General features: G+C 69.5%; 16 protein-coding genes and 1 pseudogene. 6 read left to right on the plus strand and 11 right to left on the minus strand.

From position 1 onward, the window contains the following. Positions 1 to 48: 48 nt before the first annotated feature. From QSK25_RS35555 to QSK25_RS35565, 3 genes are read left to right on the plus strand one after another with little or no spacing between them, the layout of a single operon-like run. Entirely contained in the window at positions 49 to 567 is a 519-nt protein-coding gene (locus QSK25_RS35555; protein ID WP_285644912.1) for a TetR/AcrR family transcriptional regulator, read from the plus strand. Positions 568 to 587: 20 nt separating this feature from the next. Next, the gene (locus QSK25_RS35560; RefSeq protein ID WP_285644914.1) at positions 588 to 1,682 is read left to right on the plus strand and encodes a nucleotide disphospho-sugar-binding domain-containing protein; all 1,095 of its coding nucleotides are present in this window, start codon (positions 588 to 590) and stop codon (positions 1,680 to 1,682) included. 36 nt (positions 1,683 to 1,718) lie between these two features. After that, positions 1,719 to 2,864 carry a glycosyltransferase gene (locus QSK25_RS35565; RefSeq protein ID WP_285644916.1) on the plus strand — a complete coding sequence of 382 codons (1,146 nt, stop codon included), beginning with the start codon at positions 1,719 to 1,721 and terminating at the stop codon, positions 2,862 to 2,864. A 15-nt stretch (positions 2,865 to 2,879) separates the two neighbouring features. Here the strand turns inward: QSK25_RS35565 and QSK25_RS35570 are convergent, their stop codons facing one another. Further along, entirely contained in the window at positions 2,880 to 3,263 is a 384-nt protein-coding gene (locus QSK25_RS35570) for an STAS domain-containing protein (RefSeq protein WP_285644919.1), read from the minus strand. 102 nt (positions 3,264 to 3,365) lie between these two features. Beyond that, positions 3,366 to 4,361, minus strand: a complete 996-nt coding sequence (locus QSK25_RS35575; RefSeq protein WP_285644922.1) for an FAD-binding oxidoreductase — start codon at positions 4,359 to 4,361, stop codon at positions 3,366 to 3,368. Between the two features lie 70 nt (positions 4,362 to 4,431). Here QSK25_RS35575 and QSK25_RS35580 point away from each other — a divergent pair, with 70 nt between their 5' ends. Together QSK25_RS35580 and tuf are read left to right on the plus strand one after the other, a co-directional pair. Then, a complete protein-coding gene (locus tag QSK25_RS35580; RefSeq protein ID WP_285644924.1) occupies positions 4,432 to 5,301 on the plus strand; it encodes a LysR family transcriptional regulator in 870 nt (289 codons plus the stop codon). 204 nt (positions 5,302 to 5,505) lie between these two features. Continuing rightward, positions 5,506 to 6,687: an elongation factor Tu gene (tuf, locus tag QSK25_RS35585; protein ID WP_285644926.1), complete on the plus strand. Its 1,182-nt coding sequence runs from the start codon at positions 5,506 to 5,508 to the stop codon at positions 6,685 to 6,687. A gap of 74 nt (positions 6,688 to 6,761) precedes the next feature. Here the strand turns inward: tuf and QSK25_RS35590 are convergent, their stop codons facing one another. The 8 genes and pseudogenes from QSK25_RS35590 to QSK25_RS35630 all read right to left on the minus strand — a co-directional run bounded on the left by QSK25_RS35590 (position 6,762) and on the right by QSK25_RS35630 (position 12,562). Continuing rightward, entirely contained in the window at positions 6,762 to 6,959 is a 198-nt protein-coding gene (locus tag QSK25_RS35590; protein ID WP_285644928.1) for a hypothetical protein, read from the minus strand. Between the two features lie 152 nt (positions 6,960 to 7,111). Next, a pseudogene (locus QSK25_RS35600) lies at positions 7,112 to 7,776 on the minus strand (DUF6766 family protein). A 27-nt stretch (positions 7,777 to 7,803) separates the two neighbouring features. Further along, on the minus strand, positions 7,804 to 8,754 hold the full coding sequence (locus QSK25_RS35605) for a TIGR03557 family F420-dependent LLM class oxidoreductase (RefSeq protein ID WP_285644935.1): 951 nt from the start codon (positions 8,752 to 8,754) through the stop codon (positions 7,804 to 7,806). Further along, positions 8,751 to 10,508, minus strand: a complete 1,758-nt coding sequence (locus QSK25_RS35610; protein WP_285644937.1) for a thiamine pyrophosphate-requiring protein — start codon at positions 10,506 to 10,508, stop codon at positions 8,751 to 8,753. Before QSK25_RS35610 ends, QSK25_RS35605 begins: the two co-directional genes overlap by 4 nt. Continuing rightward, complete coding sequence (locus QSK25_RS35615) at positions 10,508 to 11,227, minus strand: metallophosphoesterase family protein (protein ID WP_285644939.1); 720 nt, start codon at positions 11,225 to 11,227, stop codon at positions 10,508 to 10,510. Before QSK25_RS35615 ends, QSK25_RS35610 begins: the two co-directional genes overlap by 1 nt. Then, entirely contained in the window at positions 11,224 to 11,472 is a 249-nt protein-coding gene (locus tag QSK25_RS35620) for a BON domain-containing protein (protein WP_093592439.1), read from the minus strand. The genes QSK25_RS35615 and QSK25_RS35620 overlap by 4 nt, the downstream gene beginning before the upstream one ends. Beyond that, positions 11,435 to 12,025: a nucleotidyltransferase family protein gene (locus QSK25_RS35625; RefSeq protein WP_285644944.1), complete on the minus strand. Its 591-nt coding sequence runs from the start codon at positions 12,023 to 12,025 to the stop codon at positions 11,435 to 11,437. Before QSK25_RS35625 ends, QSK25_RS35620 begins: the two co-directional genes overlap by 38 nt. Positions 12,026 to 12,061: 36 nt before the next feature. Further along, positions 12,062 to 12,562, minus strand: a complete 501-nt coding sequence (locus QSK25_RS35630; protein WP_285644945.1) for a GNAT family N-acetyltransferase — start codon at positions 12,560 to 12,562, stop codon at positions 12,062 to 12,064. An 86-nt stretch (positions 12,563 to 12,648) separates the two neighbouring features. Between QSK25_RS35630 and QSK25_RS35635 the strand changes: the two genes are divergently transcribed. Further along, positions 12,649 to 12,873 carry a zinc-ribbon domain-containing protein gene (locus tag QSK25_RS35635; RefSeq protein ID WP_285644946.1) on the plus strand — a complete coding sequence of 75 codons (225 nt, stop codon included), beginning with the start codon at positions 12,649 to 12,651 and terminating at the stop codon, positions 12,871 to 12,873. A 58-nt stretch (positions 12,874 to 12,931) separates the two neighbouring features. On the opposite strand, the gene QSK25_RS35640 is transcribed toward QSK25_RS35635, so the two are convergent. Further along, complete coding sequence (locus QSK25_RS35640) at positions 12,932 to 13,516, minus strand: DUF998 domain-containing protein (RefSeq protein WP_285644947.1); 585 nt, start codon at positions 13,514 to 13,516, stop codon at positions 12,932 to 12,934. Positions 13,517 to 13,539: the final 23 nt, after the last annotated feature.

Below are 13,539 nucleotides of genomic sequence, written 5' to 3' on the forward strand. Positions count from 1 at the left end.
GGGGCCGCGCTCTTCATGGGCGCGGCCCCTTCGTCATAGCCTGGGTCGATGCCCAGCCGCGATCGGGAACGCACCCGCCGCCGGTTGCTGGACGCCGCGTTCGTCGAGTTCGCCGCCTACGGGATCGCCGGGGCCCGGATGGAACGCATCGCCCGCATCGCCCGGTGTTCCGCGGGGCTCGCCTACACCTACTACGGCGGCAAGGACGAGCTGTTCGACGCCGTGCAGTCCGAGGTGGTGGGCGCGTCGTCGGTGGAGTTCGACGCCCGCGACCTGCCGGGGTACGCGGGCCGGTTGTACGACCTGCAGCACCAGCACCCCGAACTCGCCCGGCTCGCGACGTGGCAACGGCTGGAGCGGCGCGGCTCGGTGAGCCGGGCGGCGGACGTCGAGGCGATCCGGTCGGCTCAGGAGCTGGGGCTGGTGTCCGCGCGGTTCGCCCCCGAGCAGGTCCTGCAGCTCGTCGGGGCGATCGCCTCCATGTGGGCGTCGGCACCGTCGACCTCGGACCACGTGGTGCGGCGGCAGACGGTCGAGGACGCCGTTCGCCGGCTCGTGGAGCCCTGAACGAGGGTTAACGTGGAGGTATGCGTGTTCTCGTGGTCGCCGCTCCCCTCCTCGGTCACGTCTTCCCGGTGATGCCGCTGGCGCTGGCGTTGCGCGAGGCGGGCCACGAAGTCCTGGTGGCGACGGGTGGTGAGGCGCTGCGGGTGCGTGATTCGGGGCTTCCGGTCGAGGACGTCGTGCCCTCGAACGTCCGCTTCGGACCCATCGCGTTGCGCATCATGCTGACGCATCCGTTGGTGGCCAAGAGGGAGCTGCGTGGCAGCGGTCGGCTCGACTTCGTGTCGCGGCTGTTCGGGACGGTCGGGGACGCGATGACGGCGCCGTTGCGGACGCTCTCGGACCGGTGGCGGCCGGACGTCGTGGTGCACGAGCCGCTGGCCGCCGCCGGGTCCGCACTGGGCGTGCCCTCGGTGGTGCACGACGTGTCGTTGTTCGACGGGCTGGAGCTGACGGCCGCGGTCGGTGGCCGGATGAAAGCCGAAGTGCGTTCTCCCGCAACGGTTCTGCGCACCTCGCCGCGATCGCTCGCGGAGTTCGCCGGCGGTGAGCCGATGCGGTTCGTGCCGTACAGCGGGGACGGTGCGGTGCCGGACTGGCTGGCCGGGCCGTCCGGCAGGCCGCGCATCCTGGTCAGCCGCAGCACCGCGCCCGGTCCGGGGGCGGGGCGGATGATGGCGGCCGTGGTGAGGGCGGCCGAGCGGGTGGACGCCGAGTTCGTGCTGGTGCGTCCCGGCCGGACCGACGGGCTGCCGGAGAACGTGCGGACCGTCGGGTGGGTGCCGATCCCGCGGGTGCTGCCGTTCTGCGACGGGATCGTGCACCACGGCGGCGCGGGGACGGTGCTCGGCGCGCTCGCGGCAGGGGTGCCGCAACTCGTCGAGCCGGGGCCGGGTGACCGGACCGTGCACGCGACCGCCGTCACCGCACGCGGGGCGGGACTGCGGGCCGAGGCGCGCGAGGTCACGCCGGACCTGCTGACCACGCTGATCGAGGACGCGAAGCTCCAGCGGGCGGCGGGCGAGGTGCGCGCGGAGATCGCCGCCATGCCGTCGCCGGCCGCTGTCGCCGATCGGTGGGAAAGTGTCCTGCAACAGGCGCAAAATTCACGCGAATGACTCCCGCTCCATTCGGGGAGCACCTAATGTGTCGGCGTGCGCATTCTCTTTTCGAGCCTGGGCTCGCACGGACACGTGTATCCGATACTTCCGCTCGCGATCGCCGCGCGCGAGCAGGGACACGACGTCCTCTACGCCGTCGACAGCGGATTCCACGCGACGGTGGAAAAGCTCGGCCTGACGGTGGTCGACGCGGGCATCAGCATCTGGGACGCGTTCCGCCAGGCCAACGAACTGCACGGCACCGGGGAGTTCCGGCGCGACATGCTGCGCCAGACGGCCGTCGACGCGTTCGGATCAGTGCTGCCCAGGGCGTTCGTGAACGATCTGGAGCCGGTGCTCGAGCGGGACAAGCCGGACCTCGTGGTCTTCGAGCTCATCAACCCCGGCGCGGGCCTCGCCGCGATGCGCGCGGGCATCCCGGCGGTGTGCCACGGATTCGGCAAGATGGACGGTGAACTCGTTCCGGAGGCGATGAGCAACCTCCTTTTGGAGTACGTCGCCGAGCTCGGCATCACCTTGCCGAATGGGCATCATTACGGTCTCGGATCGCCTTATCTGGACGTCTTCCCGCCGTCTTTGCAGGACCTGGACTTTCTTTCAGACGTCGATCGCATTCCGATGCGACCCGTTCCGTTCGCCGAGTCGGGCGAATTGCCCGATTGGGTGGTGGCACACGAGAAGCCGCTCGTCTACCTGACGTTCGGCACGGCGTTCTCGAACCCGGAGGTGCTCAAGACCGCGGTCGCGGGGCTGTCCGGGCTCGACGCCGAGGTGCTCGTCGCGACGGGGCCGCAGGTCGACCCGTCCGCGCTGACCGACGTGCCGGGCAACGTGCACGTGCTGCCGTGGGTGCCCCAGGCGGATCTGCTCGCGCACGCAGATCTCGTCGTGCACCACGGCGGCGCCGGCACCACGGTCGCCGCGATGACGAACGGCCTGACGCAACTCGTGCTGCCGCAGGGCGCCGACCAGTTCCGCAACGCCGACATCGTGCGGGACACCCGGCTGGGTGACCGGCTCGTCGGCGAGGAGTTCACTTCGGACGCACTGCACGAGCTGGCGCGGAAGTTGTTGCGGGACAACGACATCAAGGCCGCGAACGCGACCATCGAGGCGGAGATCGCCGCCATGCCCGCCCCCGGCGAGGTCGTGCCGAAGCTGGTCGACCTGGCCGGATGAGCACGGGACCGGTGCCTACTCGCTGGGCACCGGTTTCAACGCCGACAACGCCTCGTCGACGGAGTCGTACAGCGCGAGGACGTCGGCCACGCCGGTGACCTGCAACGGTCTCCTGACGGTCCGCTGCGGCGCGACGACGTGCAGCTTCTTGCCCCGTTGTTCGGCCATCTCGTGTGCCGTGATCAGCGTCGAGATGCCGGTCGAGCCGAAGAAGCTGACCAGCGTGAGGTCCGCGACGAGGGCAGGCCCCGCGGTGGCGAAACCGAGCCGAACGGCGTCCAGCACCTCATCGGCCGTGTCGACGTCGATCTCCCCTTCGACCGCGATGACCACCACTCCGGCCACTTCCGTGGCGTGTGCCGTGAGCAGCGGTGGTTCCTGGAACTCTTCTTCGTTCACCAGCACTCCCCGGTGGCCGAAGCGCACGAGACTACGACTCCGAGCACGCTGCTGAACCCGGCTACATCCCCGACGTTACGGCCGTTGCTTCCCTCCCACAACCTACCCCGCTGCGTAGCGGAAGTTGCGCGAACGTCCGACCACGAACGGTCGTGCCTGGTCGAACACCTCTTCGTGCTGCTGCTCGACGCCGAGCACCGGTGAGACGAGCTTGAGCAGGTGGGTGGCGTCGGTGTCGAGCGCGCCGCCGAGCGGGAGGAGACCGAAGAAGATCTCGGCGCTGGAGTTCCCGGCGGTCTCACGCGCTGCTTGGAGCGCCTCCAAGGGCACGTCCTTCAGGAGGACGTTGTCGCCGCTGTAGGCGTGCGGGGGCAGTGGCCTGCCCGCCGCCTGGGCGAACGGTTTGACGCTGAACTCCTCCTTCAGGGTGGGGGCGACGCGGAGGTGGCCGATGTCGAACGGCCTCGTGCTGGCGAAGGTGACGCGCACGACGTCGCCGAGGGTGGTGAACGCCGGGGTGACGTGGTCCGGCAGGTCCCAGGATTGGAAGGCCTCCAAGACCCGGCCCGCGTGCTCGGCCGCGTAGAACAACTCGCCGGCGTGGACGTCGCGGATCGGCAGGAGTTCGAACTCCAGCGAGGTGACGACGTCGCCGATCTGCTCCGTCCTGGTGACGCGGTCGCTCGCGAAGCCGAACTCCCTCGCCAGCACGCTGAACCCGCCACCGAGGGTGTAGCCGACGACACCGACGTCGCTCGCGTCGCCGCTCAGCGGGGCGAGGCCGTGCCCGGCTGCCTGGTCGATCACCTGCTGCCAGACCGCGCCTGCTTCGACCCTGGCGGTCCTGGTCTTCGGATCGATCTCGACCTCGTTGAAGCGCCTGGTCGAGATGAGGACGCCCGTCGTGGCCGTGGTCAGGCCGTGGCCGGTGGCCTGGACCGCGTACTCGTGGCCGTGGACCTCGGCGTACCGGACGGCCTCCTCGACGTCCCGCACGCTCTGCACGGCGAAGACCACCTGCGGTTCGTGGCGGAGTCCGGTCTGGAAGCCGCTGCGTTCCTCGTCGTAACCGGCGTCTCCGGGGTAGAAGATCTGCATGTTTCCAGCGTGCTTGGCCTGCTCTTATATGTCCAAGATCTAGTCATGCTGTCTTCTATAATCGTTGGTTATGGAGCTTCGGCAGCTGGAGTACTTCGTCGCGGTCGCGGAGTCCGGGTCGTTCACGCGGGCGGCGGAACGGGTGCACGTCGCGCAGCCCGGGGTGAGCGCGCAGATCCGGCGGCTGGAGCGGGAACTCGGGCACGACCTGCTGGACCGCTCCGGGCGGACCGTGACGCTGACGGACGTGGGCGCGGCGGTGCTGCCGCTGGCGCGGGCGGCGCTCGGGTCGGTCGAGTCGGCGCGGCGGACCGTGGAGGAGATGGCCGGGCTGGTGCGCGGGTCCGTGCGCGCCGGGATGGTCGTGTCGTGCGGGATCATGGACCTGCCCGAACTGCTGGCGGCGTTCCACTCGTCGTTCCCGGCGGTGGACATCACGTTGTCCGAGGCCAACTCCGACGCGCTGATCTCGTCCCTTGTGGACGGTTCGCTGGACTTCGCGCTGATCGGGTACGCGGGTGCCGCGCCGGACGGGCTGGCCGTCCGGGTGCTGGCCGACGAACCGCTGGTGGCGGCCGTCTGCGCGGAGGACCCCTGGTACGGCAGGGAATCCGTTCGACTGGACGAACTGCTGGAGCGCGGGTTGATCAGCCTGCCGCCGGGAACCGGGTTGCGCGGAGCGCTGGACGCCGCCTGCGGCTCACGTTCGCCGCGGATCGCGTTCGAGGCCTCCGCACCGCCGATGGTGATCACGCTCGCGGAACGCGGGCTCGGTCCGGCGGTCCTGGCCGAGTCGATGGTGGGCGCGCTGCACGCCGTGCGGATCACCGATCCCGTGCCGCACAGCAGGCTCGCGTTCGCGTGGCGTGCCACCGGCCCGCACAGCCCGGCCGCGCGGGCGTTGATCGGGCTGGCCGAAAATGGGGTGACAGCGGTCTAGACCGCCTGTCACGATCACCGCATGTTCCTGACGGCTGAGCTCAACACGCACGCGGGTGTTCCCGCGGGCGCGCTCGCCGTCGCAGTGGCACCGTCGGCCGGCGCCCGACTCTGACCCTTCTCCAGTCCCTCCTTCAGGACCGCTGGAGGAGGGTGGCAGCGGTCCATCGGTTCTGAGCCACCGGTTCGCCTTCGAGGAACAGAGATGAAGCAGGAGTTCGTGCGCGCCAAGCCGCACCTCAACATCGGCACCATGGGTCACGTCGACCACGGCAAGACCACGCTGACCGCGGCCATCACCAAGGTTCTGTCCGAAAAGGACCCTTCGGGCACGACCTTCACGGCGTTCGACCGGATCGACCGGGCGCCGGAGGAGCTGGCCCGCGGCATCACGATCAACATCGCGCACGTCGAGTACGAGACGCCCACGCGGCACTACGCGCACGTCGACATGCCCGGCCACGCCGACTACGTGAAGAACATGATCACGGGTGCGGCGCAGCTGGACGGCGCGATCCTGGTGGTGTCCGCGGAGGACGGCACGATGCCGCAGACGCGTGAGCACGTCGTGCTCGCGCATCGGGTAGGCGTGCCGTACGTGGTGGTGGCGCTGAACAAGGCCGACACGGTGACCGACCCGGAGCTGCTCGACCTGGTGGAGCTGGAGATCCGCGACCTGCTCTCCCAGTACGGCTTCGACGGCGACGCCACCCCGGTCGTCCGCGTCTCCGGCCTGCGCGCGTTGCAGGGCGACCCGGTGTGGGTGCGGTCGGTGGCCGACCTGCTCGACGCCGTGGACTCCCACGTCCCGGTGCCCGAGCGGGACGTGACCGGCCCGTTCCTGATGCCGATCGAGAACGTCATGACCATCACCGGCCGCGGCACCGTCGTGACCGGCGCGGTGGAACGCGGCGTGCTCGGCCTCGGCGACACGGTCGAGGTGCTCGGTCTCGGCGCGGCGGTGACCTCGGTCGCCACCGGCATCGAGACGTTCGGCAAGCCCATGCGGCAGGCCCAGGCGGGAGACAACGCCGCGATCCTGCTGCGCGGTGTTCGTCGTGGTGACGTCCGGCGCGGCCAGGTCCTGGCCCTGCCGGGCAGCGTCGCGCCGCACACCAGGTTCCGCGCGTCGGTGTACCTGCTCTCACACGCCGAGGGCGGCAGGCACACCGGCATCGCGTCGAACTACCGCCCGCAGTTCCACTTCCGCACCGGCGACGTCGTCGGCGTGGTGGAGCTCGACAGGACGCTGGCCATGCCGGGGGACACCGTCGAGGTCACGGTGGAGCTGGGCAAGGCGGTGGCGATGGACACCGGGCTGGGCTTCGCGATCCGCGAGGGCGGCAAGACCGTGGGTGCCGGCACGGTCGGCGAGATCCTCGCTTAGGCGGTGGTGACGGCCCGAGAAGGTGGTCGCGCCGCCTTGGAGAGCGCGGCGGGATGCTTGTCCCGCCGCGCTTTTCACTGCACGGTGAGCATGGCGCGGAGTTCCGCGTTGTCGTAGGTGGGGACGGAACGGGCGAGGTAGAGCTCGTCGAGCGGCCGGATCCGGTGGAACAGTTCGCGCGCCGCTTTCGCGGGCAGGGTGTGCAGGGCGAGTTTCAGCAGTGATCGGTTCCAGTCGGCTGACTCGCGCTCGCAGCACGGAAGGCATCCCACGCCGAGTTCGTGGAGAACGATGAGACGTCGGGGTCCGTGCACGAACCGGCTCCAGTGGGCGAGCGCACGCTCGACCTCAGCCAGGTCTGTCCGCTGTGCGCGGACGGGGCGCCTACGCGGCATAACCCTTTCGGTTGGTCATGGCCACGATCTTAACCCGACCTGTCGCTGACCGAGTGCGGTGCGCCGACCGGTTTCGACTCGGGCGACCCCCGCTGCCGCAGGTACACGCTGAGGATCGCCATCGACGCGATCGCGAGGAACTCCGACTGCCAGTTCTGCAGCGACCGGTTCCAGAAGTCGGCGCTCAGGAAGTACTCGAAGAGGCCGGCCTTCTGGGCCAGCGGTCCGAGTTGTTCGCGTGCCAACCGGCGATCCACTGCATGGTCCACGAGAACAGGAACAGCACCAGCATCGCGAGGCCCAGCGACTTCGAGTAGATCGCCGTGCGCCAGCCCCCGGCTCGCGCCCACTTCGGCGAGTCCGGCTGCACGTAGGCGCCCACCTGCTGTTCGCGATCCGTCTCGCGGCCTGCCTTCTCCGCGGGCTTCGACTCGGTCGAGCCGCGCTGGATCAGCCAGACGGTGGCGGTGACGTACAGGAAGAACTGCAGGTACTCGGACTGCCAGTTCTCCACCACGTCGACCAGGAAGTCGGCGGAGAACAGGTAGGAGCCCAGGGACATCAGTGGTTCGCCCAGCGCGGCCTGACGCTCGTTGTAGTCGGCGTGGCCGGCGAAGAACTGGCCGACCAGCGCCGCGAGGAAGAGCCCGCCGAAAACGAGCGTCAGGCTGTGCTCGCGCAGGAATCTCCTCATAGGACCGGGTGCCCTGCGCAAACATCATCAAACATCGAGCAGGGGCACCACTTCCTTGGCCCAGAACTCGAAGAACTCCTGCTGCTGGGGCCCGATCTGCTGCACGTAGACCTCGTCGAACCCGGCCTCGGCGAACTCGCGGACCTTCTCCGCGTACTTCTCCGGGTTGGGGCCGCACGGGATCGCGTCGCGGATCATGTCCGACGTGACCAACTCGGACGCCTGCTCGAAGTGGCGCGGCGTCGGCAGCACCTGCGCGAGCTCACCGGGCAGGCCGTCGTTGGGCCACAACCGGTGCGCGGTCGCGACGGCCTCGTCCTCGGACTGCGCGTAGCAGACCTTCAGGCCGCTCTGCGCCGGCCCGCGCCCACCTTCGGCGCGGTACTGCGACACGAGGTCGCCGGCCGGGCCCACCGACACGTAGCCGTCGCCGCAGCGCGCGGCCAGCCGGACGGCCTTCGGGCCGAACGCCGAGACGTAGATCGGCACCGGGCGTTCGGGGATGGTGTAGAGGCGGGCGTTCTCCACGGTGTAGTGCTTGCCGTGGTGGGTGACCTCGTCGCCCTGGTGCAGCGTGCGGATCAGGCCGATGGCCTCCTCCAGCATCTCCAGGCGGACGTCGGCGGACGGCCAGCGGTCGCCCAGCACGTGTTCGTTCAGGGCTTCACCGCTGCCGACGCCGAGCACGAAGCGGCCTTCGGTCTGGACGGCGGCGGTGGCGGCGGCCTGGGCGATGACGGCCGGGTGGATGCGGACGGTCGGGCACGTCACGGCCGTGGTGATCGGGAGCGTGACGGCTTCCGAGAGGGCGCCGATCGTGCCCCAGACGAACGGGGACTGGCCCTGTTCGCCGTTCCACGGGTGGTAGTGGTCGGAGATCCACAACGACTCGAAGCCGTGGTCCGAGGCCATGCGCGCGTTCTGGACGAGCTCGCGCGGGCCGTGTTCTTCTGACGAGAGGAAATAGCCGGTGATCACGGCAGCAACTCCTGGATCTTGGTTTTGAGGCCGCGCGTCATGAGGTCCCACGCGTCCGGGTCGCCGCGCAGCACGGCCTCGGTCATGTCCTTGATCTGCTCGAACGTCGCGTGCGGCGGGATCGGCGGCACGTTCGGGTCGCAACGCACGTCGAGGACGGTCGAACCGTCGAACGCGAGCGCGGTCTCCCACGCGGTGCCCAGCGACGCCGGGTCGTTGACCTCGATGCCCTGCAGGCCGATGGAACGGGCGAACGCGGCGTAGGAGATGTCCGGAAGTGTCTGCGACTCCTCGAACTTCGGTGCGCCACCCATCGCGCGGAGTTCCCAGGTGACCTGGTTGAGGTCGTTGTTGTGGAACACGCACACGACGCAACGGACGCCGTATCTCCGCAGGGTCAGCAACTCCGCCATGCCGTTCATCTGCATCGCGCCGTCGCCGACCAACGCGATCAACGGCCGGTTCGGCTGCGCGAAGGAGGCACCCAGGGCGTACGGAACGGCGCACCCCATCGTGGCCAGCGTGCCGGACAACGACGACCGCACGCCGCCGCGGATCTTGAGCAACCGCGCGTACCAGTTCGTCGCCGAACCGGAGTCCGCGGTGACGATCGCGTTGTGCGGCAAGCGTTTCGAGAGCTCGGAGACGATCCGCATCGGGTTGACCGGGTCGGCGGGCACCTGCGCCTGCCGTTCCACGACCTCCCACCAGCGCGCGACGTTCGATTCGATCGTCTCGCGCCACGAGCGGTCGGTCTTGCGTTCCAGCAACGGGATCAGCGTGCGCAGGGTCGCGCCCGCGTCGCCGACCAGGTTCACCTCGGTCGGGTAGCGCATGCCGATCGCCCGGCCGTCGAGGTCGATCTGAACGCCCCGCGCGGCCCCGAACTTCGGCAGGAACTGCGAGTACGGGAAGTTCGAGCCGATGATCAGCAACCGGTCGCAGTCGCGCATCATCTCGTACGACGGCCGGGTGCCGAGCAGGCCGATCGACCCCGTCACGTACGGCAGGTCGTCGGGCAGCACGTCTTTACCCAGCAACGCCTTCGCGACGCCCGCGCCCAGGATCTCGGCCAGCGCGCGCACCTCGTCGGCGGCGTCCCGGGCGCCCTGGCCGATCAACACGGCGACCTTCTCGCCGCTGTTGAGCACCTCGGCCGCGCGCTCGACCTCCTCCAACGCCGGCACGACGGACGAGGTCGGCCGCGACGGCGGACTCGACGGGATGTACTTGAACTCGTGCTTCGGCGGCGCGTACTCCTGCTCCTGCACGTCGTTCGGGATGATCAGCACGGCCGGCGCGCGCTCGGCCGCGGCCGTGCGCATCGCCCGGTCCAGCGCGTTCGGCAGCTGCTCGGGCACCGTCACGTCGACCAGGTAGGAGGCGACGTCGCGGAACAACGAGTGCAGGTCGACCTCCTGCTGGTAGCTGCCGCCCTGCGCGGTGCGGGCGGTCTGGCCGACGATCGCGACGACCGGCACGTGGTCGAGCTTCGCGTCGTACAGGCCGTTCAGCAGGTGGATCGCGCCCGGACCGGACGTCGCGAGGCACACGCCGACCTCGCCGCTGAACTTCGCGAAGCCCACGGCGGCGAACGCGGCCATCTCCTCGTGCCGCGTCTGGATGAACTTCGGGTCGTTGTCCGCTTTGCCGAACGCGGCCACGATGCCGTTGATGCCGTCACCGGGGTAGGCGAAGACCTGCTGCACACCCCAGTCGCGCAGGCGTTGGACGACGAAGTCCCCGACGGTCATCAGGAGTTCCCTTCCAGCACGTAGACCGTGTAGGCGGAGCGGATGATCGGCTGCGCGACGTTGCGCACGCGCACGCCACCGGGTGTCATGCCCTGCTCGGTGCCGAAGTGCGCGTGACCGTGCACGGCGAGGTGCGTGCCGGTGGCGTCGATGGCCTCGCCGAGCAGGTAGGAGCCGAGGAACGGGTAGATCTCCGGAGGTTCGCCGCGCAACGTGTCCGGCACGGGCGCGTAGTGCGTCAGCGCGACCTTGATGTCGGTGTCCAGTTCGGACAGTGCGCCCTGCAGGTTCTCCGCGATCTCGCAGGTGTGCTGGATGAACGCCTTCATCTCGCGCTCGCCGAACGCGCTACCGCACTTGCCCGCGAAGCCGCCGCCGAACCCCTTCACGCCCGCGATGCCGATCGAGCACCCGTTCACCCGGTGGGTGAACGTCGTGCCCTCCAGCACGTGGATGCCCTTGTCCTGCAACGTCTTGGTGACTTCGAGGGGCTTGTCGTCGTGGTGGTCGTGGTTGCCGAGCACCGCGACGACGGGCACCGGCAGGTCCGCGAACTCGTCCGCGACGACCTCCGCCTCGGCGACGGTCCCGTGGCGGGTCAGGTCACCGGCCAGCAGCAGGACGTCCGCGTGCTCGCCGACCTTCTCGAGCGCCGGCCGGAGGTGCCCGCGCATGTCCTCGCCGAGGTGGATGTCCCCGACCGCAGCAACACGGATCATCGCAGGTCCTCCTCACCCTCCGGTTCGCCCGCAGGTGTCACGCGCACGTCGTTGAAGATCGTCAGCTCGGGGGCGGCCTCGTGCAGGACCTCCTCCAGCGCGGCCCGGCGGTCCGCGCACGCCACGTCGCCGGAGAGCATCACGTGGTCACCGCGCACGGTGACCCGGACGCCCAGCTCGGCGGTCCGCGGGTCCTCGGCCACCGCCCTACGCAGATTTGCCGCCAGGTACTGCTCGGAACTCATGGCCCCTCCCGATGATGTCGAGACGTTCGATGAGCATCAGAAACGCTTCCGCGTAAGGAGAAGCCTTGGTCTCCTCACGCACCTGCTCCCAGTCGATCTGTTCCCGCAACGCCCGCGCGAACGGCAGCAGCTCGCTGAAGTCGCAGCGGTGGCCGTCCAGCACGAGCAGCTTGCTGCTCAGCACGAACGTCGCCGGCATGACCGGCAGCATCACGGAACCGACCGGCATCTCCTCCGCCATCGCGAGGACCTCGTCGGTCACCGGCCGTTCGTTCGGCCGGAACAGCAGGTCCACCAGCGAATCGCCGTCGTAGACCTTCAGCAGCCAGTCCTCCGGCGGCTCCGCGCCGCGCAGGCCCGCCTCCACCAGCACTCGTACGGCCTCGTTGACGTCTTCCTCCTTCACCAGGAGGTCGACGTCGTGCTCGCTCACGGGACCGCCGCGCGCATAACCGGCACAGCCGCCGGTCAGGGCGAACGGGATCTCCGCTGCACGTAAGACCTTGGCGACCTTCGTCAACGTCATCAGCAGTTCGGCCTGCACGTCGCTCATGCACTCCGGGCTACCCGCCGCGACGCCGGGTGAACCTCAGTCCGTGGCGAGTCGCGCGTGGGTCTCGGTGTCGTGGCGAACGCCGTCGTAGAGCAGCCGGGCCCGTTCGACGCCCTCGACGACGAACCCCGCCCCCGTCGCGACACGACAGGAGGCGGGGTTGTCCACGCGGTGCGCGAGTTCGAGCCGGAACAGCCCGAGCTCGCCGAACGCGAACTCGCTGACCGCCCGGCAGGCCCGGGTCGCGATCCCACGACCCCGCGCCGCTTCCAGCGTCCAGTACGAGATCCACCCGGTGAGGTGACGGCGTTCCACGCTCGACACGGCCACGTTGCCGACGGGCACGCCGGCGTCCAGCACGGCGAACGAGTAGGCGGTGTCCTCGGCGCGGCGGGCCGTGAGCAGGGCGATCCAGTCCTCGGCGGCCGCGAGCGAGTCGATCGGGATGGTGAACTGGCGGCTCATCACCGGTTCCGCCGCGGCTGCCAGGATGGTCGGGGCGTCGTCCAGGGTCCAGGGCCGCAGCAGGATGTCCACCTGTCCACCTTCTGAAGAAGGAGACCCGATCGCAACTCAGATGCCTCGCCGTGCGTCTTAGGAGCAACCCGACACCAGGAGCGCTGATGGTCATCTTCGGCTGGCGTACGACGATCGAGACGGTGCGCATGCTGACGCTGGTGTGCGGGAACTGCCACCACCAGTCGGCGCACAACCTGTTCCGGCGCTACACGAAGCCGACCATCTTCTTCATCCCGCTGTTCACCATCAGCAGCCACTACGGGTTGCAGTGCACGTTCTGCGGGGTGCAGTACGACATCAGCAAGACGCACGCGCATCAGCTGGTCTGACAGGCCGGGCATCCGGGCGCGCCCGAGTCGGTGGTGACGCGCCCGCACTCCGGGCAGATCAGCTCGAGAAGGCAGGCCGGCTCAGCCTCAGGGACACGGCCGAGGTCCACAGCCAGCCGATCGTCGCGACCACGTAGAGCAGCATCGTCCCGCCGGGGTTGCCCAGGAACGCCATCGGCGCCATCAGCAGCACGCCCGTCAGCCCGCTCAGCACCGCCAGCCATCCACCGAGCCTACGCGCGAACACGAAGCACGCCCCGATCCAACCGATCATCGCGACCCCGAACGCGACCGCGTGCAACGCGCCGTGCCACGACAACGACTCCGGCGGACCGGCAGGCGCCCCGGCGGGGAAGCCCATGGCCGGATCGGCGACGAAGACGCCGCCGAGGACCATCCCCACCCCCATCAGGCCGATCAGCCGCGCGCCCCACTTCGAGAAGCGCGCCATGCCCGTGGCGGCGACCAGGAACAACGCGCCGCTGACGACGAAGTTCGCGATCTGGATCCAGCCGAGCGAGCCGAGGCTCAACATGCTGAACGGGTGTTTCGCCAGGTCGAAGCCCTCTCGGGTGAACGCCTGGGCGTACCCGACGACGAGGTGGAGCGGACCGGCGACGACACCACAGGCGATGCGGGACATGGGTTCCTCCAGGAGGTCTCGGT

The organism is Lentzea sp. NBRC 102530, from assembly GCF_030269365.1.
GTDB lineage: Bacteria > Actinomycetota > Actinomycetes > Mycobacteriales > Pseudonocardiaceae > Lentzea.